Here is a 23559-nt window from a genome sequence, read left to right as displayed (position 1 = left end):
GAGGGCTACGTCTCGGATTTCACCCGCCATCCCGCCTTGTGCTGGCCTTCGCCGCTGCTTCGATGCGTTTAACCATGTGCGGCGAGATGCCTACGGAGTCGATGATCCAACCCCAGCCGCCGATGTAGTCGCGCGAGCGTTTCCTGAACCACTTCCGCGCCTCCCTACGGGGCTCATTGTGGACGCTTTTCGCCTCGCTGCCTAGGAGCGGACGACGTGCTTCGGACAGGGCGCAGCGGACGACCGCCGCCCACATGGCACGCTCCCCCGTCAGGGGGCTGGACTGGGTAAATTCGGCCTCGAACACGACGTGCGGCGGGGCACGCCGCGGCACGGCCGCCCCTTCGCTGCTCAAGGCTCGAAGAGCTCCCTCGGTTTGTGCCGGCTCCTCGGGACCTTCGGTCCGGTCAGACGCCAGAACACGAGCTTCCGCTTCTTGTCCTTGGTGACCAGGATCGGCAGCGCGCCGGCCTTCTTGGCGGCGTTGAACAGGGCGTTCCATTCCCCGGGGTCGAGGCGGTCCTGCGTCTTTGCCTGGACGAACAGAGTCTTTCCGGCCCGGGAGGCCACGAGATCGGCCTCCCCGTGGGAGGAAGCCGACCGCACGACGTGGTAGTCGAGCCCGACCAAACGGGCGCTGACGCGGTATTCGAAGGTCCGACCGCGTTTGTAGGGGGTTGCCAACTCGCCTCTAAGACACTCAATGCGTTGATTTAACGACGCTATCAGCTTTCAGCGGCTTAAACCAGCGGAGAGCACGAAATAGGGCTCAAGGGAAGCGGTCCATCTGGCGTTATGAATATTTGTTGACGGTTTGAAAACAAACGATGTAGCGTCGCATCTGAACAGCGGGAGGGACTATGGACATGAACTGCAGCGGACGATGGCCGGTGCTGGTGGAGACCGAGGACGGGGCGGAGATCGACAACGTGATCCGCGTGGACTTTGCCCGCGGAAAGCGGTCGTTGCCGCTCAGCCCGTATGACTTAGCCCAGGGGATGCCCGAAGTGGTCGAGGCGATCGACACTCGGACGCTGGCGGTGATGATTTTCGTGACGGGGGTAATCGTGGTGATCGGCGGGTGCGTGCTCGCCGGAAGCTGAAGGTTTTGAGCAAAGAACAAATTGGAGACGATTATGAGCGTGGGAAGTTGGATCGACCGCAAGGTCAAAATGGTGAAGCGGATTGTGACCTGGTGTTTCTTCCTGATCGTGCTGAGCGGTGCCGCGGTCGGCGGCTTGTCCTTATATGGGTTCGTCAATCCGCCGGTCCGTGTCGAACATGTCCAGGTGCCGATCGAGGTGGAGAAGCGGGACCCATCGATGGACGAGTTGATCGAGGAGGCCCCGCGGATGGGCATGGAGAAGCCGGTCGCCATCACCCTGCTCAAGATGGAGGACGGTGGGAAGAACAGGCGCGAGGCCAAACGGTGCGAGTGGGATTCAAAATTCTGGCTCGAACAGGCGAACAAGATCACGAAGGACCCGGAACAGCGTGACGCCTATCGGTGCTCGTATGGGCCCTTCCAGGTTGCCGCGTGGCACGCGCCGAAGTATGGCAAGACCTGGGCGGACCTGCTCGACCTGCGGGTCAACTTCGAGATTGCGGGCGTCGTCTGGGGCAACTGCAAAGAGGCGGCCAAGGCGAAGAAGCTGAGCAAGGTGGCCACCTATCGCGACGCGTTCCGCTGCTACAACGGCTCGGGGCCGATGGCGGAGCGCTATGCGGACAGGGCAATGGACGCGCTGAGCGACATGGCGGTCACGGAGATGCTGGACAAGTTGGAAGGTTAATCAAAACGGTTGGAGAGAGGGAGGCAGGGACATGATCAAATTTACGACATTGGCGATTCTGGCACTGGCGGCTGGATACGGATTCGTGACGATCACCAAGCCAGAGGATATGGGCACGCGGCCCGCTGACAGGATGGTTGAAGGGTGGCACGATCCGCGCGATCCCAAGTTCGATCAGTGTGTCCCCAAGAGGCCATACGTCCCGAAGCCGGAGGACCCGATCACCTCGGCCCGCGTCAACGTGTATCGGGAGTGGCGCAAGAAGCACTACCGGGAGTTCGAGGGGTGTGCCTATTCCTCCGATTCACAATGTGACGACCTTGGGGATTACGAGCAGCCGACAATTGAAATCCAACAGGACAACAACGGCGGGCTCGAGGGAGAGCTCGACCGACAGGGACTCACAGACGTAATTGAGAAGAGAAGTAACAACTGAGTGGAGAGGTATGGCGAAATCTAAGAAGACACCGAAGCGAAAACTGAAGGTCATCGCCGTCACGTTGCGGCATGACATGAAGTGGGTGGTGCCCTTCGTCTGGGCGGTCTGCGAGAAGTACGAACGGACGGTCGGGGACATCTTCCGCCGAGCGTTCAGCACGCACTTCGCAAACCGGCCGGGCGAGGGGTTCGTCGGCGGCGTCGGCTCGAAGCGGCGTGATTTATCGAGGTTCTGGTTCACCATCCCGAAGCAGATGGAGTGGATGAGCGAGGCGCTCGATGCCGAGGCCACGCGGCAGAATCTCTCGCCCTGCGTGATCATGTTCATCGCGTTCTGCGAGGTCTACGGCAAGGAGTTTCCGGAGCTCAGTAAGCTCTACCAGGCATGGAAGAACGTGAATGCGGAGGCGGCGTGAGCAAGAGGCTGCGGAGGGAGATGGAACGGAACCAAGCAAGAATCGCCGCACGCCCGACGAAGCCGGTGCCGCTCGACGCCGAGGCCAAGAAGGCAAAGGTTGACGCCTTCCGCGAGACGCTCTACCAGAGCGCGCTGGCGATGATCCTCGGCGGTCTCGAGTCGCACAAACGCGAGCACGGGCTCACGAAGATCGACGAGGTGGCGATAGGCGCCTCGGTGGCGGCGTTCGTCAATTTCATCAACGGCAATGGGAAGTTCGTCGCCGGCAAGGACACGGACGCTCTGATCGCCCTGGGCATCGAGGCCGTCGCCAAGGCTGGTGCCGAGGCGAAGCGGCGGACCGAGGATCGTCGTGTCCTGTTGGCCTGATGGCGGCGGGGCAGCGGCGCGTCAACCCGATCGGGGGCGAATAGTCCCCGCATCCAACCCGCTCTTGATCGTCGCGAGCGCCTCTCGCTCCGAGAGCCCGCATGCTAACGCGGCGTCGATTAGCACAACTTCGACCGCGGACCTGTCGAGCCACCCGGCGCCGACCAAGGTCCCGAGGGAGTAGGCGCTCTTGTTGAGCTGTCTGTTCCGATTGCCCTCGCCGGCCTGGGCAACCGCCTTGGCCTCGTTCCGCAATGCCGCCCGCGAATAGCCGTCGGCCACGCGGGGCATGACCATCCGGGCCGCAACCCTGGGCTTCGTCGGCCGATCGATCTCCCTCAGAAGCCTTTCGGGCAATGGGGAGATCTCCCAGACGGGAAACCAAACTCGGCGCCGATAGTTCTCGCCCAGAGTCGGAGGGCAGACCGAGAAGGTCTGTTTCTTCTCGCCACCGATCCTCAATTCGATGGCACCCCCGGCCAGATAGTGAACGGCCTTCTCATCGGGGAGCCTGGGGTCCCACCTGTAGATGCGATGACTTCCACGGCTCGACAGCCAGCCCAGCGTGGGAGGGAGCTCAAGGGTCTCGAGGAGCGGCGTGCCACGCTCGACGTCGTCGACTTCAAGGTCCACAATTCCGGGGATCGGCCCCAGCGCCATGCCGACGCCCGCGCCGGGGAAGTCCCGAAACGTCTGTATGAGCTGGCCGCGACTCGGGGGAGCGATCCCCCAGCCGTTCTCGATGGGGCGTTTCTCACGCGGCCTGGTGGGCACGGGAACGAGCTCGTTTCTGAGGAGCCATAAGCCCGTTGCAAGCGTCCCTCGCTGGGGCGCGGGTCTCATAGACGGGGCCTCCAGTTGGGTGGGGGAGGGGCGACGCGAAAACAGAAGGGACTTCCGTGTCCCGGTTGAACCCTAGAAGGGGATCTCGCCGCCGGCAAGCGTCTGGCAGATCCAGGTATGGGCCATGTCGAGCACCTTCGCCGCGAGCAGACAGTCGTCGCGCCCGAAATTATCGGTGCTCTTCCAACCCTCGCCGTCCTGATAGGACCGGCTGATCTTCACCGAATAGAACACCCCGTGCTCGTTCTGGTTGCCCCAGATGCTCGCCCGGATCCGGCCCATGCGGATTGCGTGGACCGGCTTGTTGCCGTTCGTCTGCGGTTCCAGAGGTGCTTCGGCGGGTGGTGCTTCCGCTGCCTCTTCGGCCTTTCGTCGCGCCATCGGATGAGTCCTCGGTAAGAAGGAGCGGCATCCCTGCCGAGATGGCCGTCCCTGTCTATCGAAAACGCACTCCGTTGCGGTTGATGGCGATCCATCTCCGCTTCCCGTTGGCTCGTTTGAGGCAACGCGGCCCCCTACGGCTTGACATCGATCACCTCCCCCGCCTCGATGGCCAGGGGGAAGTTCTGATCGAGGACGCCGTAGAGGCGCATCGTCGAGGTCGCATACGCCTGGGGATTGCTGGTCGACCTCGGCGCCATCGCCGACGTGAATGCGTTCAGCAGGCTGAAAAGCGTCCGGGGGTGGAACTCCTCGAAGCGCGGTTCGCGCCACTGGTCGAGGACGTCGGGCAGGACGCGGTGGGAGACGATGCGCGCGTGGTAGGCCCGGAGCATGACCGACTCCGCCTTGACGTCGTCGATCTCGATCTCCTGCATCCTGGCGATCCGCCGGGTCTCCGTGGCCTGGAACTGCTTGAGGCCGGTGACCGCGCCCGCAATGGCGTCCGTGAACCGGGAGAGGCCGTTGACCGTGTGCTTCCTGCGGATCAGTAGCTCTGAACGCATGGCGAGATTGTCGCATATGAACACGCGAGAACCAGCCGCGAACCCCATCGGGAACGACTTGTCCATCGAGTTGCGGATGCCGACCGCCAGGGTGACGCCAGCCGCCAACGCCGACTCAAGGTCGAGCGTGGCAAACATGCGTGCATCACCGCGCGAGAGCCCGAATTGGCTCTTCCTGACCAGGAAGCCCGAGGACTGGAGGGACTCCTCGACGGTCGAGATCACCCGCTCGTGACTGACCGGCCGCCAGGTCCGAGTACCATCGGGCGTGGGCACCGTCGCCAGCTCGGTGCGTGGGACGTGCCTGGCTCCGCAGTGGAGCATCAGCTTCGCTTCCGACATGTTCGCTCCTCGGTAAAGGGCGAACGGGCCGGTCCATGAAAAACCTTTCATGCGCCGAACCCGCTCGGCATTGGGGAATGCCGGGCGGATCAGGGCTAGTCACTACACATGTTCATATTTTCACTACTTAGCACCGCAGTACACAGATGGATAGCGAAGAGTGGTTTTCGAAATTCTGGTCGAAATTCTAGATTTTCGGATTGACGGGTGGCAACACCGCCGCCTAACCTAAAAGCTGCCACGTGCGACAGACGATGCGCGTGGAGTGGATTCCGAAACCTCGGTTCCTCCAGACATTCAGACAAGCGCGGGCAATCGCTCGTGCACTGACAGGCGAACCAGCCGTCGGGTAAAGAGGTCGAACAAAGATGCGCGGTCCTGTAGGGGCCGCGCGTCTCTCAAGACACTCCAGCCGCCGGGTGGTCGTCTCACACGATCATCGAGGCGGCTGTTTTCATGTCCGAGACCTTCCCCCTGCCTTCGCCCGAAGAGTTGAAGGCATCTCCCAACGTCCGGCTAATGCTTGAGGTGCTCGACGCCGCGGTGTTCATGCGCGCCGCCAATTACGCCGACCACGACTTCGTCAGACCTTACTGCGGGGACGCACCACGCTCCGAGCACCTGAAGATCATCAAGGTCATCAACTCGACGCTGATGGAGAAGTGCCCCGAGTTAGGACTTCGCACCGCGCTCATCCCGTCGTTGCCGATCATCACCCCCGCGTACAATCCCGAGCTCGCGTTCCCTGAGGAGGTTCTTCCTGCTCTACCCCCTCCGGCCAACCCGACCCCGCTTTCTCGGTCGACGACCATCCTTGATGATGATTTGATCGAAAACATTTACGGCAAGAAGAAGAAGAAGGCCCCGGGCGATGAGGCTCGGATTTATTACCTCGCGAAGCACGCGCCTTGGGTCGAGCGCGTCGCTCTTCGCCATACCCGGTCGCATGACGAGATCACCGAGCTCGTCATCCGTTCGGCCGTCACCACGCTCTTCCTGGAGCTGTGGGACCGGCTAGGCGAGGCCGACGGCCAGCGCAAGCTCCACGAGAAGTGGGACCCGGCCGTGACGCTCGGGAGCGAGTTCGTCCCCCACGCGGTGATCACCGGCTACAAGCTCGGGCCCCCGAGACGAGCCGGAGAGCCGGCGGCGCGGCTCGCGTCGATGTTCAGGCCCGCGGCCGGAGAGAAGGTCGCGTTATACCTGGCCACGGGCAACGAGGTGGCTTCGGAGAATGCGCGGGCGCAACTCGCCAGCGACCTCAAGGCCTATTGTGACGCCTCGGGCGTCGGGAGGTATCTCGTGGTCTCATAGAGGCGGAAAGAAGAACCCCCCGGCACTTGGCGGTGTCGAGGGGTTCCGACCCTGACGCTTGGCGCGTAAGAGCCCTCAGCAAGCCCATCTTACCGCCTGCCCCGCCCGGGTCAATTCCGATCCCAATCCATCCATAAGAAAACGCCGCGCTTTGCGGCGTCGGGGACTTCGTGCGCCCCGTTCCGATCCACCCACACGCCCTCCGGAGGTGCGCATGGACCCCTGCGCCTTGAGATTGGTCGACCTCGGCCGCATTCTCCCGGTCTTCACCGCGGACCAGGCCGACCCGCTTCTTCAGGAGCCCGCCCGCGGCGCGATCATTCGCGCCATGAAGTATGGACTCCTCGCATGTTCTCGCGCCATCGTCAGCCGCCCAACGCCGCTGCTGATGCCGCTCTTCTCTACACATCCAGAGGCACCGATCCCGAGCTGCCTCGGCCAATGGAGCTACGCGCTGGGTGAGCGACATGTGAACGCCCCGCGTGACACCGAGTTTTATCACCTCACCATCAAGGGGGCGAACCTGATCGGCTGCCCGCCGCCGAAGCTCAACAAGCCGTTTGAGATCTCGCACGACCTGATGCTGCCGCAGGTCTACCTCGCCTCTCGCGAAATCGACCCCGGCTCGGTCATCGGCTGGGTATCGGACAAGTTCTACACGGCCCGTCGTCGCCGGAGGATCCGCAACTTCGCTCCGGACATCGTCGCCCTCCACCCCTCGGGCTATCCCGTGCGGGCCATCGAATACGGCGGCAAGTCATATAGCGCCAACCGGCTGCGGAAGATGATTTCCGCCTGCAGGGCCGCGGGCCTCTGTCTCGAGGTCTGGTGATGACCACAAAAGAACGAACCCTCATCATCCTCCGCGATTATCGCGCGGCGACGAAGGAACTGCTCATCGTCGCCCTCGGGGACGTGGGCGCCAAGTGCATGGAGAAGCACCTGCTCCAACTCAAGCAGTTCGGGCTCGTGGCGAGCCACGCCTATCGCGGCAACGCCCACATCTACTATCTCACCGCGCTCGGGGCGGAGACGCTCGGGCTCGATCCGAAAGCCTACCGCAGGCCGCCGGGCGAGCAGTCCATCGCCGAGAACCTGGCCATCGCCGCCTTCTGCTTCCTGGGTCAGCACCGGCAGAGCCGGATCCCCCGAGCCGAGTTCCGGGCGCGGTTCCCCCAACTCGACATCGGCAAGGTCTGCGCATCGAGGTATTACGTCGACCGAAGCGACCCGAACATGACGCGACTCGGCATCCTCGTCCCCGAGTACAGCCTGAGCAGCAAGCAACTCGCCCACAAGGTGCGCAAAGCCTACACCGGGCGGGCCGATAACAGCCAAGCCTGGCACGAGACCTTCGCACGGGATGCCGCACAGATAACGATCATCACCGCGGTCCGGTCCAAGGCCGAGCGGGTGCGGCAGGCACTCCGCAATGACACCTCCAAGTTCCGCGCGATCACGGTGGTCGTGCCGGAACTCCTCAATCTCCTCACGAGAAGAAAGAAGAAGCCCCAATGAACTGGCCCGTGAAGTGGAAGGAACTCCCCGACACCAAGGGGACGGTGATGGCCAAGCGCCTCCTGCCGTTCTACGAGAGCGAACGCTTGAAACAGATCAAGCTCTTCCGGTGGTGGGTGATGGGGTTCGGCCTCGCGATCACCGCGGTGTTCACAGCCAACATGAGGACCGATGTGGATAAGGTGCTCGAAGCCGCGACGGGCCTCCTCGGGATGGCCTTCCTTTGGTTCGGCCCCTTCTTCCGCAAACCACTCGCGTCCGCGAACGATCTCGCCATCGAATTCGGCCCGGCCAGTCCCGAGCCGAAGATCGCGATCGAGAAGCTCAATCAGCTCTTGGAGGAGACCCCCGTCAGTGATGACTGGCAGATGAAGACCATGCAGGCCCTCGCCGACTCGCCGCACGAGCTTGAGGCCGATCACGCTATGCTCGGCAAGTTCAAGGATACGGAGGCCCCGAACCTCGTCAAGTTCGGCGGGCTGCTCGACGTCGGCTGCCTAATCCAGGGCGCGATCAACTCGGGCAAGACCATGCGGGCCATGCTCGCCATCGTCATCCAGATCCTGATGCGCGGCATGGGGTCCATCCTGCTCATCGACGCAAAGGGCGATCGGCTCTTGATGAAGTGCATGAAGTGTCTCTGCGTCATGTTCGGCGCGCTGTTCCTCTGCTTCTCGAATAGCCTCGACATCCCGACCAGCGTCTGGAGCATCTTCAGGGATTCGGCCTTCCGGTCGATGAGCCCCGCGGAGAAGGCCGAGTTCTTCAACCAGGTCTTCGGCCTTGAACATGGTGGCACGTATGGCGACTCGTATTTCGCCGGGGTGGCGCGGACCCTCATCGCCGCGATCTTCAAATACAGGCCCGACGTCGACTCGTGGGGGGAGATGTATTCCATCGCCATGGATCGCAAGTTCCGCAAGGCGATGAAGCTCAGCGCCAAGGACATCAAGGACGCGACGGAAGCGATCAATACCATTCGCGAGCTGGCCGAGCTGCCCCAGATCAACGTGATCAACCCGAACGTCCCCCAGATCGACATCGGCCAGGCGATGCTGTCGCGGATGGTGATCTACTTCTCGCTCGCCCCGAGCGTGGGCGAGATCGCGGCCCGCACCATCGGCCGCATGGTGGCCCGGCTCGCGTATAGCGCCGCCCGCTCGCGGGGAGACCGGGGGCCGCACGTCTACCTGGTCATCGACGAGATCAACGTCATCCTCCAGAGGACGATCGACTTCATCATCAAGCAGGCGAGGGACTGCCGAGTGTCCATCATCGCGACGATGCAGAACCTGTCCGACGCGAAGACGCGGGAGAAGGACTTCACGGATTCGCTGACCGCGAACCTGCCGGTCAAGATCACCTTCACCGCGATGGACGACTCGGGGCGCAAGCGGCTGGCAACCATCGGCGGCGTGCGGGCGAAGATCGAGAACGGCCGGACGCGCACGGTGACCGAGGCCTCGACCGGCACGAGCTACGCGACCACCGTCTCGACGCGAGAGGTCGAGGCGCCGTGGTTCGGCCCCGACGAGATCGAGATGCTCAACTCCACCCGAGAGCTGGCGATCATCGAGGCGTCGCCCGACACCGGCTTCACCCGGCTCAACGGGCCGCAGTTTATCACTTTTGATTTTCCCATGTCGCTCGCCCTCGTCGAGTCGATCCGTGCCACCGAATTCCCCGAGCCCGACGGCGTCACGACCTTCCTCGGTGCCGAGCTTCGCCACAAGTTCGTCGCCGTCGCTCCGAGTGGCGACGAGAAGAACCTGCCCGACGACGACGAGGACGATGACGAGGATGACGGCGATGAACCGCCTCCGCCGCCGAAACCCAAGACACCACCTCCTCCGCTGAAGGTGCGCGGGCGCAAGAAGCCCCCGAGCAATCCGCAGGCCGAGGAGGTTCTGAGACAGCTTCGGGAGATGTCCTGAAGCCCCCGCGTTCGCTTTTCCTTTCATCAGGGAAAAGGTCCCCCGGCGTTTCTTGAAAACCCGGCACCCCCATCAGACCCAAGGGTGAGAACAAAGCCGCATCGCGGCAGGGTCTAAACGTTAGTGAATGAAAGAGGAGGCCGTTTATGTATCCGTTGAGAAAGGAGGAAGAGGACTATCGGAGCTTGTACTCCAGGGTCGTCGACATCGAGTTTGAGCGGATCGATCGTTTCTATGCCGGAAGGAAGAAACGGAATCGTCCGGACTGGCTCGGTGGCGGTCGGCGACCGTGGGGTAGGGACTGGCTGGGGGCGTTGTTCTTCCTGGATTTGATCGCACGCCCCATCGGGTACTGCGTGATCGCCAGGGTGATCTATTGCCTCTACTCCCGGTTGTAACCCGTCTCGGGGTAGTCGTGCATCCCGCACGGCTACTCCCCGTTATTTGGCTGAATGAAAGAAGGGATGAACGTCATGAATGACAGAAAGGAAGGATTCGACCGCAGGACAAACTCCGCGGCAAGCGAGCGGTTCGGCATGGTGGTGGTCTACGTCTACGCCAACCGCGGCCGGTTCGACGACCTGGTCTTCAAGGTCGAGATGGTGCGGCTCTACTCCTCCCCCGCGGGGATCGGCGAGACGCACAACTTCGAGACGCTGGACCTGATCGACGCGATCAAGTCGCTGTATTGGGCGAGACGCTGGATCGCCAAGACCGAGAAGAAGCTCAAGCGTGGGTCGATGTGGCCGCGCTTCTAACTGTAACCAATAACCTCCCGGCGGACGCTGGGGGGGGCCTTCGAGGGAGAGATCATGAGTCAAACAAGAAAGAGAGGTGACCGCGTGCTGGAGCTGGAGACATGGAGCTACGGGAGCGTTTCCACGAGCCTCCTGGTCGCCCGCGGCGCGCTTTACGTCGAGCAGGTCCGGATCGACGACGCGGGGCGGCGTCGGGGGACGCTCACGCAGAATGACGTGACCCAGGCGGCCCAGGCGTTGGTGGATATGGGGGAGTTCATGCGGAGATACTTCGACGCCGATCGGTTCCTTCGGGAATACGTCGACGAAGCCTACGAGGAGTATCTGGCGGAGGCTTACCCCCAAAGAGGTCTCGACCCCTACGAGCAGTTCGAGATCGAAGCGAAAGGGAGCGGCGAATACGTCATCACTCCGAGCTTCGCCGCGAACTACGTCGCCGAGTCTGCGTTCATGGGATACGCCTCCGGCACCGTCGAGGGCTGGCCCTTTGTGCTGTGCCGGTTCCGCGACATCCCGGCGCTCGACTTCGCACTTCGCGTGGTGGACGAGGTCGTCAGAGAGACCGAGGACAAAGCGTAAATCGAAAGGAGGAATGAACGATGAACTACACGAGAAAGAGAGGTGACCACGTGCTGGTAGTGGAGTCGTGGGACTACGATTGCGTGACCACGAATCTGCTGGCTATTGAGGGCGAGCTTCTGATCGAGCAGTTCCGGACATGTGGAGATCGTCGTTGGGGCTCGTTCATGAGCTGCAACCTATCCGCGGCAATCGCAGGGTTGGCCGCGGTCGAAGCCTTCACGGCGAAATACTTCGACGCCGGGAGATCGATCGAGGATCCTCCGTCCGAGTTCAGGACCATCACCGAGCAAGGCGTTCAAGAGTTCCGGAAGGGCAGGATGAGGACTTACGTCTTCAGCGCCCCTAGGTTCCCTTGGGGCTATACCGTCAAGGCTTGGGGGTGCGTCTCGGACTTTATCCCAGAGTGGCCTGCGCTGCTCTGCCAGCCGAGAGACCTAACCGACGCGATCATTGGCCTTGATGAGGCCAGCGAGTGGATGGACGCGATGTCCAACAACAGCGAGTTCGAATAACCCCCAACCCCTCCCCTCGGCGCGAGCCGGGGGGAGACTCTCACCACCTTGAGAGGCACCCCGAATGTTCCGGAAGCATCTCGCCTTTGCCCTCGTCATCGTCATCATCGGCGCCGCGCTCGCCACGTCCGCGGCGCTGGCGGTCCTGCCCCCCTGGGAGTTGTGGCGGAACGTCGCCTCGATCTACGGCCTGTTCCTCTTCGTCGGCGCGCTCTACTCCGCGTGGGAATACGCCACGGCGCTCGACGACGATCGCGACGTCATCCCCTGGGCCATCATCACGCTGCTCATCCTCAGCGCCACCTCGCAACACTGGGTGACGCTCGTCCTCCCGAGCGTGGCGCCCCAGTGGACGTTCTACGCTGCCGTCCTTTCCCGCTGGTGCATGGCCATTGGCGCCGTGTCTTACGTCGTGGTCATCGGCCAGGGATTGCGTGAGATCGGATTCTCGAAAGTCTTCTATCACTCGGGCGGCGGGCTCGGTCATCTGCTCGCGAAGCTCAAGGATCCCGACAAGGTGGAGACGCCCCACAAGGCCCCGTTCCTCCTCGCCCAGGGGCTCGTCTTCGTCATCGCCCTCTGGCTCTTCTTCCACTTCTTCGAGTTCTGGGGCAGGTCGTTTGCCCCCCTGGGTGCGCCCGCCGTCCTTGGGGACCCGTCCGCGTCGGACGAGTCCCGGATTCACCTGATCCCGCCGCTGAAAAGCTCGTTCGATGAGTAGGCGACCGGGCAGGTGACGCGTTCCGTTTTCTCCTACTCGTTCTCCTACCCCAACCAGGAGCCTCACAATGGACATTCCCGCAACCATCCACGCAACCGGTCCGGGTTCTTGCTTGATGAGCCGCAAGCCGTGCAAGGGAGGAATGCTGATCACCATCGGTGCGTTCCGCGGCGTGTATTGCTCCTCGGGTTCCCTCCAGCGTCTCTCCGAGATGCTGTCCCCGCCCATCGATGAGGAAGAACTTGAGGCCATCCGACTCAGGATCATCAACGGGGGGAAATCCTGATGTCCACACCCGTGTCCCCAGAGCGGCGCGACCGCTCATACGTCGTGCGAAACCCGGAGAAGCGAGGCCCGACCGGGCCGCGTCCCTCGTTCCTCACGCAGACGATCACCCCCCTCGTGATCGGCGCCGCGTTCTACTGGGTGGCGACTCACACCCCGATGACTCGCTTCCAGCGGGCGATGCTGGTGCCGTTCGGCAAGTGGGAAGATCTGACCCCGCACCTCGTCCCGCCCACGATCGACGAGCAGATCCGGGCGGGCGCGGTCATCCATCACGAGGTCGAGCGTCGCCCGATGTTCCCCGCGGGAGGAGAGCTGCCGTCGGGGTCGTATCAAGTCCACGGCAGTTTCCTGAGTGATGCGAAGAAGACGAACGCGGAGAGATGGGTCGAGGCACTCCGACGCCACGAGGAGGATTACCAGGCTGAGCTGGCGATCGGCCGCATCGACGGCGCGAGAGCCGAGGCGATGTGGAGAGAAGAGGAAGCGAGGCGCCCCAGATGATCACCGAGGAGCGATTCAAGCTCGTCGCCGACGCGCTCGGCTATCGCAGCCGTGCCCAGTTCGACGACGCCATGCAGGCCATGCGGGCCATGCTCGAAGAGCAAGGCAAGAAGTTCGAGACTTACGATCACTTCCTCCTCTACGTCGAGGAGCAGGTTCAGAAACAGAGAGGTGCCCAATGAAGTCGGGTTACGACCACGTGGATTTGGTCCTCTGCGCCCTGTCGGTGCGGGACGAGATCGTGGAGGGGCTGCAACGGGCCGGGCGAGACGAGGCGGACATCGAGCGGATCAAGGCCAGTGAGGTCATCCTCACAAAGGCGCTACGCATCGCGGACCGGCGGTTTCGGCAGGGGCGGCCCCCCGGAGTCGTCCAAGGTGACCAGGTGGAACGAGAGGAAGGCGGCACATGACCAACGAAGAATTCGAAGCCCTGCCGCGGGAGGAGCGGTCGCGGATCGTGGCCGAGGGTCTCCGCGAGCAACGCTTCCTGACGCGGGCAAAGCTGACCGCCGCGTTCGAGGCGGCCGAGAAGCAAGGCGTCTCAATCCGAAGCTTCGAGGAACTCCTCCGCGTCGCTAAGGAGATAGAGACATGACCGACACCAAGCCGCTGACCGTCAAGGAAGCGGCACCGATGCTGAGACTCTCCGAGGCGAGCGTGTATGCCCTGTGCTCGTCCAAGCGTCTCCGCCACCAGCGGGTCGGCGTCGGGAGGGGGAAGATCCTGATCCCTCCCGACGCGCTCGATGAATACCTCGCCAAGGGGACGGTCAGGTCCACGGAGGGTCACCCGACCGATCTTTTGTTCAAGGCGGCCCGCAAGTGATCGGGAGACTGCGAGAGATGCTGGTAGGTCTTGGCAATCATCGACGGGTCACGATGACCCATGAGAATCGCGCACGTCAGGACGTCGACGCCCTTCTTGAGCATCCGGTCGAGCCACGAGTGGCGGAAGTGGTAGAGGCAGAATTTCGGGGCGAGCCTCGACGCCATCTTCTGACGGCACTTCAGCCGGGCTTCCTCGCGAAGCTCGGCTGCTGTCTTTTCCCGTTCGCGGCCTTTGACGATCTTGGTCGGCTTGAGCGTGGCCACCTTCTTCTCGATCGCCTCGTCCGAGGGCTCGATCCCCTCGGCCTTCATCCGGGCGTAGCCCAGCCGGTGCCGGACCCGGACCCACTCGCAATTCACGCTGCTGTTGTTCCAGGCGGCACCGCTCAGGTTCCGGAAGAGTTTGCCCTTCGGCCTGAGCGCGACCAGCCGCTCGACCAGGGGCACCGCCTCGTCAGACAGGTAGACGATCCGCGGCCACTTGTCGCCCTTGGCCTCCTCCTGGGGGAAGACGAGCCGCTTCGACGTCGGGTCGTAGTGCCGGGCCTCGGCCTCGAGGAACTCCTGCGGGCGAGCTCCGCACTCCCAGGCGACGTTGACCAACTCCTTGAACGCCGAGCTGCGGATGTTCGGGAGGATGACGTTCTCGTAATCCTCGGGGCTGATGATCACCGTCCGCCGGGTCGCCCCCGGCTTGCCGTAGTCGCACACCGTGGAGTGGGCCGTCCGCCCGCTCCGCTCGCCCCACTTCATGAGCCGCTGGACGGCCTGCCAGACCGTGCGGTTCGTCCCCTTCTTCCAGCGTGGATGGATGGCGATCCACTGCTCGACGTGGAGCGGCTTGAGCTGGTCGGCGGGGAACTGCTCGCCCAGGTGGGCGACGAAGGGGTCGAGCTTCTCGACGTAGAACTTCCTGGTCGCCTCCGACCGGTCGACGAACGCCGACGCCAGGAATTCGGCGTAGAGCCGTCCGAGCGAGTAAGGGGTCGGGAGGCCGGGGGTGACGAAGCGTTCGGCACGCTTCTTCGCGACCATGAGCTCGTCGAACTTCGCCCAGGCTTCCTTCTCGTCCGTCCCGAGACGGATGTAGGAGCCCTCGAAGTGCACGTACCAGGCGCGGTGGGATTTCTTGAAGAACGGTTCGCGTCGCCGCATCGGGTGAACCTCAACAGGGACCACGGTTGATCCACCGTTTCGCGGGCCGCTGAGGTTCGTGATCGGCTGAGCCCTCCGGACGTGCCACCGTCCGGGGGGCTCTTTCGTTCTCCGGGGACAAAAATCGGGGACAAAAGAAAACGGGGCAGGGACCACTCGACGTAAGTCCTTGCCCCGCTTTATACACCCGAGAGGATTCGAACCTCTAACCTTCGGTTCCGTAGACCGATGCTCTATCCAATTGAGCTACGGGTGCGACTTGCGTCTGACGAGGGGAATCTTATCGAGCTGAGGCCCCGGATGGAAGGCCTCGGTGGCCGAAATCGCTCGAATTCACGGGAGGCCGAGCTCTCGGGCAAGATCGTTAAAGGTTTTGCCCCGGCCCGGCGAACGATCCGCACTCTTCGTTGCGTATAGGAGGAGAGCGGGCGGAGGCCCCGGAGGTTCGCTGAATTCGCGGACATCCGCGTGCATTCCTCGGATGTGGCCGGGATGGTTGCGTTACGCCGTCCGGGCCATGCATAATCGGGGCCTATGTGGGCCGTCGGTGTCTCGTCGCCGGGCGGAGCTTGCCCGGGGATGGGTCGGAGGAAGTCGATCTTATGAGCAGTCCGTTGATGATCGAGGCCGTGGGTCTCTCCAAGCAATTCGGCCAGTTCCTGGCGGTCCGGGACGTGTCGTTCACCGTGCCCAAGGGGCAGGTCGTCGCCTTCCTGGGGCCGAATGGAGCGGGCAAGACGACCACGATGCGGCTCCTCACCGGGTTCATCGCCCCCACCCGAGGGACGGCGCGGATCGCCGGCATTGACGTGCAGGCCGACCGGATCTCGGCCGCGGAGCATCTGGGCTACCTGCCCGAGAATGGCCCGCTCTATCCCGACATGACCCCCCTGGGACACCTGAAGTTCTTCGGCTCGGCGCGAGGGATGACCGGTGCCAGGCTCGCGGGGCGGATCGAGGCGGTCGTCGACCAATGCTCGCTCGCCTCGGTCGCCCAGAAGTCGGTCGGCAAGCTGTCGAAGGGATATCGCCAGCGGGTCTCGATGGCCCAGGCGCTGCTGCACGACCCGGACGTCCTCATCCTGGACGAGCCGACCAGCGGGCTCGACCCCAACCAGATCCGCGGGGTCCGCCAGCTGATTCGCGAACTCGGCAAGTCGAAGACCGTGCTTGTCTCGACTCACATCCTCCAGGAAGTCGAGCCGGTGGCCGATCGCGTCCTGTTCATCCACGATGGCAAGCTCGTCTTCGACGGCAAGCCTTCGGAACTGGCGCCAGACGCCCGGTCGCTTGAAGAGCAGTTCCACCGGCTTACCGCGCAGCCCGCCTGAAACTCGCGGCACGAAGCCTACCCCCATGAACGATCCGAGATGACCCCGGCGCGCCCCCGCGCCGGCGGCGACGCCCGGCCGACTCCGCAGGCCGGGCGCTCCCTTCATCCGACTTTCCAGAACGAGGATTGACCCGGTGACCACCGTCCAGAAGAAACAGGCCGGAGCCGGCATCGGGGCTGGCTCTCAGCCCCGCCGTCGCAGCCCGTTCCGGCCCAGCATCGTCTCGGCGGTCTTCCGCCGCAACTTCTCGGGGTACTTCAGCAACCCCGCTGGCTACGTCTTCATCACCTTGTTCGTCTTCGTCTGCTCGTGGGTGGCGTTCTGGCAGCCGGAGTTCTTCGCCAACAACCTGGCCAACCTCGACCCGCTCAACGCCTGGATGCCCTATCTGCTGCTCTTCTTCATCCCGGCCATCACGATGGGGGCCTGGGCCGAGGAGCGCAGGCAGGGGACCGAGGAACTGCTGCTCACCCTGCCGGCCCGCGACGTCGAGGTGGTGCTCGGTAAGTATCTGGCGGCACTGGGCATCTACACCACTGCGCTGGTCTTCCTGGCCCTGGGGCACCTGCCGCTCCTGTCCTGGCTGGGCAAGCCCGACCTGGGCGTGATTGCCGCGACCTACCTGGGTTACTGGCTGATGGGGGCGATGCTGATCGCCATCGGGATGGTTGCGTCGCTGCTCTCGTCCAACGTGACGGTGGGCTTCATCCTCGGCGCAGTCTTCGGCGCCATCGCGGTCTACTTCGGCATGCTCGGGGCGCTGTTCGGCCCGGTGGTGCGGCAGCAGGTGGAATCGCTTTCGGTTCCGGCGCAGTTCCAGGATTTCGGCTCCGGGGTGGTGCCGCTCTCGGGCGTCTTCTACTTCCTGTCGCTGGCCGCGGCGATGCTCTATGCCAACACGGTGCTGCTCGGCCGGCGTAACTGGGTGGGCGGGCCCCGGAGCAAGGCGCTCTCGGCCCACTTCCTGGTCCGTTGCCTGGCCCTGATCGTGGGCCTGGCGGGCTTGAACGTGCTGATCGCACGGGCTGGCGCCAGGGCCGACGTCAGCGAGGAGCGGCTCTCGACGCTCTCTCCGGAGTCGATCCGCCTGATCGACCAGGTCTCGGCCGATCGCCCGGTCTACATCCAGGCGTACATCAGCCCCGACGTGCCCCGCGAGTTCGTCGAGACGAAGGCCAGCCTCGTCGGCCTGCTCAAGGAATTCGCCGCCCGTGGCGGGAACCGGGTCCAGCTCAACCTCGTCGACACCGAGCTCTATTCCGACGCGGCCCGCGATGCCGAGACGCGGTTCGGCATCGAGCCGAGGCGGGTGCTCAGCCGCGACCAGGCCAAGCAGCAGACCGCCGACGTCTTCCTGGGCGTGGCGTTCACGTCGGGCCTGGAAGAAGTGGTCGTCCCGTTCTTCGATCCCGGTCTTCCGGTTGAATATGAGCTGACACGATCAATCCGGGTTGCCTCCCGCAGCGCCCGCAAGAAGGTGGGCATCCTGGGCACCGACGCCAAGCTTCTTGGCGGATTCGAGTTCAGGGCCATGAGCCAGGCCCCCGAATGGTCGGTCGTCACCGAGTTGAAGAAGCAGTACGACGTCAGCTCCGTCGCGCCCGATGCGCCCATCCCGACCGACCTCGACTGCCTGCTCGTGGCCCAGCCGTCGTCCCTGACACAGCCGCAGATCGACACGCTGGTCGCTTACGTCAAGGCGGGCCGACCGGCCTTGCTGTTCCTCGACCCGATGCCGATCTTCGACCCCCAACTCGCCCCCGAGGTGCCCAAGCAGCCGCCGGGCGGGATGTTCGGCGGCGGCCAGCCCCCCGAGCCGAAGGGGGATCTGACCCCGCTCCTGACCCTTTTGGGCGTCGACTGGCCCAACACCGAGACGGTCTGGAGCACGTACAACCCGCACCCGCAGCTTGGCGACCTCCCCCCCGAGATCGTCTTCGTCGGCCGCGGAGACGCCGGCAACGACGCGTTCAACGCCGACCAGCCCTCGACCTCGGGGCTCCAGGAAATCGTCATGCTGTTCCCCGGCCTGTTGCGCCCCAGGGGCGTCGCGGGCCTTGAGTTCACACCGCTGCTGAAGACGGGCGACTCGGGCGGGACGATTGCCTTCCGCGACCTGACCCGGCAGGGCCCCATGGGCCTCGGCCCGTTGAACCAGAGCCGCCGTCACTTTGCGACCGGTCTGGCCTACACGTTGGCCGCTCGGATTCAGGGCTCGAAGCCGGCCGAGGCCAAGGACGCCAAGTCCGAGGAGAAAGCCGCCGCGGCGATCAATGCCGTTGTCATCGCCGACCTTGACCTGATCTCCGAGCAGTTCTTCGACCTGCGCCGTCAGAAGGTCGCCAACCTCGACTTCGACAACGTCACCTTCGTGCTCAACTGCGTTGATACCCTCGCCGGCGACGACTCGTTCATCGCCTTGCGCAAGCGTCGGCCCAGGCACAGGACGCTGGAGCTGTTCGAGGCGCAGACGAAGAATTACTACGACCAGAGCCAGGCCGAGACCAAGATCGCCGAGACGGCCGCGGACGACGACCTGGCCAGGCGCCAGAAGGCGCTCGACGAGAAGGTGGCCGCCGTCAGTGCCCGCACCGACATGGACGACCGCACCAAGGAGATCATGCTGGCCAATCTCCAGCAGGTCGAGAATCGCCGGCTGGACGTCGACAAGGCCAACATCGAGAACCAGAAGCGGCGCAAGCTCCAGGACATCAAGTCGGAGCTGGAGCGGAAGATCCGCGGGGACCAGAACCGGTTCCGGACCCTCGCCATCCTCATCCCCCCGCTGCCGGCCTTCTTCCTGGGCATCGTCGTCCTCGGCGTCCGGATCAGGCGCGAGAACACGGGCGCCAGCCCGACCCGCCTGGCCTGAGGGCTCGCCGGATCGGACCGACGCAGCCCACACGAACCCATTTGAGCCAACCCCAGCGGGGATCTTGATCGATGACCGACCTCCAGAAGACGATCGCATTCGTCGCGGCGGCGGCCGTGTTCGCCGGCGCGGCCGCGGTTCGGCTGCCGGGCAACGCCTCGACGGCCGCCGCCTTCGACGACCAGGGGAAGCCCTTCTTCCCCGAGTTCAACGACCCGACCACCTGCACCACGCTCGAGGTCATCGACTTCGACGCATCGACCGCAACACCCCTCCCGTTCCAGGTCACCAGGCTGCCCGGCAAGCCCGACGCCGAGCAGGCGAAGGGGGCCGCCAAGGCCGAGAAGCCGGGCCTCTGGACAATTCCGTCGCACTACAACTACCCGGCCGACGCCAAGGACCGGCTGGCGAAGACCGCCGCCGGGGTCATCGACCTGACCAAGGACACCATCCGAAGCGACCGCGCCGAGGATCACGAGACCCTGGGAGTGGTCGACCCCCTCGACGCGAAGACCACCAGTCTGAAGGGACGCGGCAAGCGGGTGACCTTGAAGGATGCCTCCGATCGCGTGCTGGCCGATTTCATCATCGGCAACGAGGTCCGCGAGCGTCCCGGCCAGCGATATGTGCGAGTGCCCGGGCAGAAGCGGACCTATGGCGTGAACGTGAAGGTGGAGCTCTCGACCAAGTTCAGCGACTGGATCGAGACCAACCTGCTCAAGCTCGAAGGCCCGAAGATCCGCAAGATCGTCTTCGATGGCCACAAGGTCGACCCCGACCGCATGGCGATCATCCCCGGCGAGAAACTGACCATCGAGCGCAAGGACGCGTCGAGCCCCTGGACCTTCGACGGCGAGTTGCCCTCCGGCCAGGAGCTGAACGGCGAAAAGCTCCAGGCCCTGGTGACCGCCCTGGGAGACCTGAAGATCGTCGGTGTCCGGCCCAAGCCGCCCGGCCTTTCACGTGACCTGAAGGCCGGTGGCGGCGAGGCCCTCAAGCTCACGCAGCAGGTCGTCTCGTCGCTCGGCTCACGCGGGTTCTACCCCACCAAGGCCGGCGACATCCTCTCCAATGAGGGGGACGTGAAGGTCTACACCGAGGACGGCGCGGTCTACACCCTGCGGTACGGCGAGGTCTCCATCGCCACCGGCGAGGCCCTCTCCGCGGGCGACGAGGATACGGCCCCCGCCAAGGACGCGGCCAAGCCCAAGGACAAGTCCGCCGAAGGGGCCGGGGCCGCCGACAATCGCTACCTCATGGTGACCGTCGCCTACGACCCGTCGCTGGTCCCGCCCCCTCCCGCTCCTCCGGAACCTCCGCTCGAACTCCCCGAGAACGTCTTCCAGCTCGATCCCGGCGACCCCAAGCGGATCGCTGAAGAGAAGGCCGCGAAGGACAAGGCCGACGAACAGGCCAGGAAGGTCAAGCTGTCGCTCGACGTCGCCCAGAAGACGGTGCAGGGTCTCTCCGATCGCTTCGCCGACTGGTACTACGTCACGCCGGGCGACAGCTTCCGCGGCATCGCTCTGGATCGCGCTGCCCTGATCCGCCCCAAGTCTGAGAAGCCCGAAGGGGCGATGCCCCCGGGCGGCGGTCAGCCGTCGTTTCCGTTGAACCTCCCTGGGATGGGCGGTCATCCCTGATCGAGGGGATAAGACGATCGGCATCGAAGCGACGAAGGCGGCGGCGAGGAGATCTTCTCCTCGCCGCCGCCTTCATTTTTCGTCTTCTCGGCGATTCGTCAGGGGGTGGACTTCGGCTCCTCGAGCCGGAGGGTCTGATTGGTCTTCAGGTCGGCCTGACGGATCTCGGCGCCGGAGGGCCAGCGGACGACCAGGGACTCGACGACCTCGTTCGGCCCGACCCCGATCAGGAGCCGAGGGTCGTGCGATGACAGCATGCTGACCCCTCCCTTGACCTGGCGATAAATCGTCCGGCCCTTCACTTTGAGCTCGACCTGAGCCCCGATCGAGTTCCGGTTGCTCTTTCCGCCGACGAGGTCCAGCCGCACGTACCGATTCTCTCCGGGCGTCCGATTCAGCAGGATTGCCGGGGCACCGTCGCGATGGCTGACCACGATGTCGAGCCGGCCGTCGTCATCCAGGTCGCCGAAGGCCGCACCTCGGCCGACGTGCTTGGTATCGAAGTAAGGCCCGACATCGCGGGTCGAGAGCTTGAATCGCCGCGTGTCGCCGGTCGGCTCGTTGCGATGGAGCAGGGGGGGCTGCGCATGGTCGCCCGCTTGTCCCAGCTCGACCCGATTGTCGTCGACGTGACCATTGGTCACGAACGCGTCGGGCCAGCCGTCGTTGTCGAAGTCGCCCAGGGCGCAGCCCCAGCCAACCCAGGGGATGCTGTCTGCGGCCAGGCCGAAGAAGGCGGTCATATCCATGAACCCGTTTCCCAGGTTCTGATAGACCGTGTTGTACTCATTCTGGAAGTTGGTCACGAACAGGTCGGGGCGGCCGTCGCCGTCGATGTCCTCGCAGTCGACGCCCATTCCCGATTGCGCCAGGCCTTTCTCGTCGAAGGCCGCGCCCCACGAGTCGGTCACGTCCTCGAAGGTGCCGTCGCCCTTGTTGATGTAGAGGAAATTAGGGTTGAGGTCGTTGGCCACGTACAGGTCGATCTTGCCGTCGCCGTTGACGTCGGCGGTCACGACGCCGAAGCCATGGCCGTCGGATCGGGCGACTTTCTTGCCGTCGAGCCCGGCGACGCCGAGTGCCTCGTCAATCGCATCGGTGAAGGTGAAGTCGCCGTTGTTGCGATAGAGGTGATGCTTGACGGTCGTGACACTCCTGGGCGAGCAGTAGAGCCTTAGCGTCTTGCCGTCCCCCTCGCCGGTGCATTTCCGATGGTCTTCGGGGTAATGCCAGCGGCCGTAGTCGGATACGTAAAGGTCGAGGTCGCCGTCGTTGTCGTAGTCGATGACCGCCCCGCCGGACGACCAGCCCGGTCTGTCGATGCCGGCCGCCTTGCTGACGTCGGCGAACGTGCCGTCGCCGTTGTTGCGGAAGAGGACGTTCTGGCCGAGATTGGCCAGGAAGACGTCCTGGTCGCCGTCATGGTCGAGGTCCCCGACGATGATCCCGTGGCAATAGCCGCGGAATCCCAGCCCCGAGGTCCCCGTGACGTCCTGGAACTTGCCGCCGCCCAGGTTGCGATAGAGCTTGTTGGAAGGCCCCGGCGCGCTCGAGGCGTCGACGGGAAGTTCGCGACCGGTGGCGAAGTAGAGGTCCATCTTGCCGTCGCCGTCGTAGTCGAAGATGGCCGCCCCAGACCCATTGGCGCTGGGGAAGTACTTCTCGGCGTTCATCCCCGAGAGGTGGACGAAGTCGACGCCCGAAGACTTGGTGATGTCCTCGAATCGGAATGGACTGGGTGACTGCGGGATCGAAAGATTCGAAGGATGGGCCACCCGGGATCCCGAGAGACGGTCGTCCGAATCGCCGGCGGACTTCGGGGTCGTGTCTTGCACGACCGGTGGGGCGGCCAGCTTGGGCACATCCGGAGTCGCCGCGGCGCCCGATCCCTTGTCGAGGTCCACTCCGCGATTGCAGCCGAAAAGCAGCGACGCGGCGAACAGGGCGAGGGGAATATTGATGCGCAGCGAGGGGTACAGCCCGGCTCTTTGGGCCAACATCAAGGAATTCTCCGCGAAATGATGGCGATATTGAGGTCGGCCGGAAGTTTGGCCTACGGACCATCATAGACCCATCCTGGTCGTGCAAGCGAGGGCGTAATCGCCCGTCAAGCGGCGACCTTGACCTCGAATCGTCTTCTCCCGCCTCCGCTGGCACGAGGGATGCTAAATCCGGCCCATCGGCCACGGCACCGCTTGGCCAATTTGCCCACTCAATCCAATCACTGGAATTGCCAGAGTTCGACGCCGGGACTTGAGACATTCTGGTAAAATCGGACCATCCTGGATGTTTGGGTGGAATTTGTGGTCATGCCGTCCGCCGTCGGGATGCGATCTTTGTTGAGTCTGGTGAAGAGCCACAATTAGCAGGACGACGCTTATGCAACGTGCGCAAACTTGGGGGCGGGCCGCCGTCGCCCTTTGCTTTTTGGCGTGCCTCGGGGCTTCG

The 23559-nt window shown here is 64.0% G+C and carries 30 protein-coding genes and 1 tRNA gene; 23 read left to right on the top strand and 8 right to left on the bottom strand.

Features of this window, described 5'->3' with window-relative positions; all coding sequences use genetic code 11:
* Positions 1-19: 19 nt before the first annotated feature.
* Together EP7_RS21555 and EP7_RS21550 are read right to left on the bottom strand one after the other, a co-directional pair.
* Positions 20-355, bottom strand: coding sequence for a hypothetical protein (locus tag EP7_RS21555; RefSeq protein ID WP_463524207.1), 336 nt, complete (start codon positions 353-355; stop codon positions 20-22).
* Positions 352-630 carry a restriction endonuclease gene (locus EP7_RS21550; RefSeq protein ID WP_463528451.1) on the bottom strand — a complete coding sequence of 93 codons (279 nt, stop codon included), beginning with the start codon at positions 628-630 and terminating at the stop codon, positions 352-354. Before EP7_RS21550 ends, EP7_RS21555 begins: the two co-directional genes overlap by 4 nt.
* A gap of 236 nt (positions 631-866) precedes the next feature.
* Between EP7_RS21550 and EP7_RS21545 the strand changes: the two genes are divergently transcribed.
* From EP7_RS21545 to EP7_RS21525, 5 genes are read left to right on the top strand one after another with little or no spacing between them, the layout of a single operon-like run.
* On the top strand, positions 867-1103 hold the full coding sequence (locus tag EP7_RS21545) for a hypothetical protein (RefSeq protein WP_463524206.1): 237 nt from the start codon (positions 867-869) through the stop codon (positions 1101-1103).
* Positions 1104-1136: 33 nt separating this feature from the next.
* Positions 1137-1793: a hypothetical protein gene (locus EP7_RS21540; protein WP_463524205.1), complete on the top strand. Its 657-nt coding sequence runs from the start codon at positions 1137-1139 to the stop codon at positions 1791-1793.
* Positions 1794-1824: 31 nt separating this feature from the next.
* On the top strand, positions 1825-2229 hold the full coding sequence (locus tag EP7_RS21535) for a hypothetical protein (RefSeq protein WP_463524204.1): 405 nt from the start codon (positions 1825-1827) through the stop codon (positions 2227-2229).
* 10 nt (positions 2230-2239) lie between these two features.
* Entirely contained in the window at positions 2240-2647 is a 408-nt protein-coding gene (locus EP7_RS21530) for a hypothetical protein (protein ID WP_463524203.1), read from the top strand.
* 20 nt (positions 2648-2667) lie between these two features.
* Positions 2668-3018 carry a hypothetical protein gene (locus tag EP7_RS21525; protein ID WP_463524202.1) on the top strand — a complete coding sequence of 117 codons (351 nt, stop codon included), beginning with the start codon at positions 2668-2670 and terminating at the stop codon, positions 3016-3018.
* Between the two features lie 21 nt (positions 3019-3039).
* On the opposite strand, the gene EP7_RS21520 is transcribed toward EP7_RS21525, so the two are convergent.
* The 3 genes from EP7_RS21520 to EP7_RS21510 form a co-directional block, all read right to left on the bottom strand.
* The gene (locus tag EP7_RS21520) at positions 3040-3792 is read right to left on the bottom strand and encodes a bifunctional DNA primase/polymerase (RefSeq protein ID WP_463524201.1); all 753 of its coding nucleotides are present in this window, start codon (positions 3790-3792) and stop codon (positions 3040-3042) included.
* A 141-nt stretch (positions 3793-3933) separates the two neighbouring features.
* On the bottom strand, positions 3934-4242 hold the full coding sequence (locus EP7_RS21515) for a hypothetical protein (protein WP_463524200.1): 309 nt from the start codon (positions 4240-4242) through the stop codon (positions 3934-3936).
* Between the two features lie 134 nt (positions 4243-4376).
* The gene (locus EP7_RS21510; RefSeq protein ID WP_463524199.1) at positions 4377-5150 is read right to left on the bottom strand and encodes a hypothetical protein; all 774 of its coding nucleotides are present in this window, start codon (positions 5148-5150) and stop codon (positions 4377-4379) included.
* Between the two features lie 456 nt (positions 5151-5606).
* On the opposite strand from EP7_RS21510, the gene EP7_RS21505 reads away from it, so the two are divergent.
* The 15 genes from EP7_RS21505 (at position 5607) to EP7_RS21435 (ending at position 14105) form a co-directional block, all read left to right on the top strand.
* Positions 5607-6464, top strand: coding sequence for a hypothetical protein (locus EP7_RS21505; RefSeq protein ID WP_463524198.1), 858 nt, complete (start codon positions 5607-5609; stop codon positions 6462-6464).
* A 214-nt stretch (positions 6465-6678) separates the two neighbouring features.
* On the top strand, positions 6679-7296 hold the full coding sequence (locus EP7_RS21500; protein ID WP_463524197.1) for a hypothetical protein: 618 nt from the start codon (positions 6679-6681) through the stop codon (positions 7294-7296).
* Positions 7296-7982: a hypothetical protein gene (locus EP7_RS21495; protein WP_463524196.1), complete on the top strand. Its 687-nt coding sequence runs from the start codon at positions 7296-7298 to the stop codon at positions 7980-7982. The genes EP7_RS21500 and EP7_RS21495 overlap by 1 nt, the downstream gene beginning before the upstream one ends.
* Entirely contained in the window at positions 7979-9916 is a 1938-nt protein-coding gene (locus tag EP7_RS21490) for a TraM recognition domain-containing protein (protein ID WP_463524195.1), read from the top strand. Before EP7_RS21495 ends, EP7_RS21490 begins: the two co-directional genes overlap by 4 nt.
* Positions 9917-10062: 146 nt before the next feature.
* Positions 10063-10314, top strand: coding sequence for a hypothetical protein (locus tag EP7_RS21485; protein ID WP_463524194.1), 252 nt, complete (start codon positions 10063-10065; stop codon positions 10312-10314).
* A 75-nt stretch (positions 10315-10389) separates the two neighbouring features.
* Positions 10390-10674, top strand: a complete 285-nt coding sequence (locus EP7_RS21480; protein WP_463524193.1) for a hypothetical protein — start codon at positions 10390-10392, stop codon at positions 10672-10674.
* An 84-nt stretch (positions 10675-10758) separates the two neighbouring features.
* Positions 10759-11253, top strand: a complete 495-nt coding sequence (locus tag EP7_RS21475) for a hypothetical protein (RefSeq protein WP_463524192.1) — start codon at positions 10759-10761, stop codon at positions 11251-11253.
* Between the two features lie 20 nt (positions 11254-11273).
* A complete protein-coding gene (locus EP7_RS21470; protein ID WP_463524191.1) occupies positions 11274-11768 on the top strand; it encodes a hypothetical protein in 495 nt (164 codons plus the stop codon).
* Between the two features lie 64 nt (positions 11769-11832).
* On the top strand, positions 11833-12489 hold the full coding sequence (locus tag EP7_RS21465; protein ID WP_463524190.1) for a hypothetical protein: 657 nt from the start codon (positions 11833-11835) through the stop codon (positions 12487-12489).
* Positions 12490-12604: 115 nt separating this feature from the next.
* Positions 12605-12775 (top strand): hypothetical protein, encoded by a 171-nt coding sequence (locus EP7_RS21460; RefSeq protein ID WP_463524189.1) that lies wholly within the window; start codon positions 12605-12607, stop codon positions 12773-12775.
* Complete coding sequence (locus EP7_RS21455; RefSeq protein WP_463524188.1) at positions 12775-13278, top strand: hypothetical protein; 504 nt, start codon at positions 12775-12777, stop codon at positions 13276-13278. Before EP7_RS21460 ends, EP7_RS21455 begins: the two co-directional genes overlap by 1 nt.
* Complete coding sequence (locus EP7_RS21450) at positions 13275-13460, top strand: hypothetical protein (RefSeq protein ID WP_463524187.1); 186 nt, start codon at positions 13275-13277, stop codon at positions 13458-13460. Before EP7_RS21455 ends, EP7_RS21450 begins: the two co-directional genes overlap by 4 nt.
* Positions 13457-13690 carry a hypothetical protein gene (locus EP7_RS21445; RefSeq protein ID WP_463524186.1) on the top strand — a complete coding sequence of 78 codons (234 nt, stop codon included), beginning with the start codon at positions 13457-13459 and terminating at the stop codon, positions 13688-13690. Before EP7_RS21450 ends, EP7_RS21445 begins: the two co-directional genes overlap by 4 nt.
* The gene (locus tag EP7_RS21440) at positions 13687-13875 is read left to right on the top strand and encodes a hypothetical protein (RefSeq protein ID WP_463524185.1); all 189 of its coding nucleotides are present in this window, start codon (positions 13687-13689) and stop codon (positions 13873-13875) included. The genes EP7_RS21445 and EP7_RS21440 overlap by 4 nt, the downstream gene beginning before the upstream one ends.
* Positions 13872-14105, top strand: a complete 234-nt coding sequence (locus tag EP7_RS21435) for a helix-turn-helix domain-containing protein (RefSeq protein WP_463524184.1) — start codon at positions 13872-13874, stop codon at positions 14103-14105. Before EP7_RS21440 ends, EP7_RS21435 begins: the two co-directional genes overlap by 4 nt.
* Here EP7_RS21435 and EP7_RS21430 read toward each other — a convergent pair.
* Complete coding sequence (locus EP7_RS21430) at positions 14066-15262, bottom strand: tyrosine-type recombinase/integrase (protein ID WP_463524183.1); 1197 nt, start codon at positions 15260-15262, stop codon at positions 14066-14068. The genes EP7_RS21435 and EP7_RS21430 overlap by 40 nt on opposite strands.
* Positions 15263-15444: 182 nt before the next feature.
* A tRNA-Arg gene (locus tag EP7_RS21425) sits at positions 15445-15518 on the bottom strand.
* A 346-nt stretch (positions 15519-15864) separates the two neighbouring features.
* Here EP7_RS21425 and EP7_RS21420 point away from each other — a divergent pair.
* The 3 genes from EP7_RS21420 (at position 15865) to EP7_RS21410 (ending at position 21111) form a co-directional block, all read left to right on the top strand.
* A complete protein-coding gene (locus tag EP7_RS21420) occupies positions 15865-16593 on the top strand; it encodes an ABC transporter ATP-binding protein (protein ID WP_463524182.1) in 729 nt (242 codons plus the stop codon).
* Positions 16594-16729: 136 nt separating this feature from the next.
* Positions 16730-19468, top strand: coding sequence for a Gldg family protein (locus tag EP7_RS21415; RefSeq protein WP_463524181.1), 2739 nt, complete (start codon positions 16730-16732; stop codon positions 19466-19468).
* A gap of 71 nt (positions 19469-19539) precedes the next feature.
* Positions 19540-21111, top strand: coding sequence for a DUF4340 domain-containing protein (locus EP7_RS21410; RefSeq protein ID WP_463524180.1), 1572 nt, complete (start codon positions 19540-19542; stop codon positions 21109-21111).
* Positions 21112-21209: 98 nt separating this feature from the next.
* On the opposite strand, the gene EP7_RS21405 is transcribed toward EP7_RS21410, so the two are convergent.
* The gene (locus EP7_RS21405; RefSeq protein ID WP_463524179.1) at positions 21210-23111 is read right to left on the bottom strand and encodes a CRTAC1 family protein; all 1902 of its coding nucleotides are present in this window, start codon (positions 23109-23111) and stop codon (positions 21210-21212) included.
* Positions 23112-23559: the final 448 nt, after the last annotated feature.

The organism is Isosphaeraceae bacterium EP7 (assembly GCA_038400315.1).
In the GTDB taxonomy this organism is placed as follows: domain Bacteria; phylum Planctomycetota; class Planctomycetia; order Isosphaerales; family Isosphaeraceae; genus EP7.
This window is presented reverse-complemented; position numbering and strand designations above follow the sequence as displayed.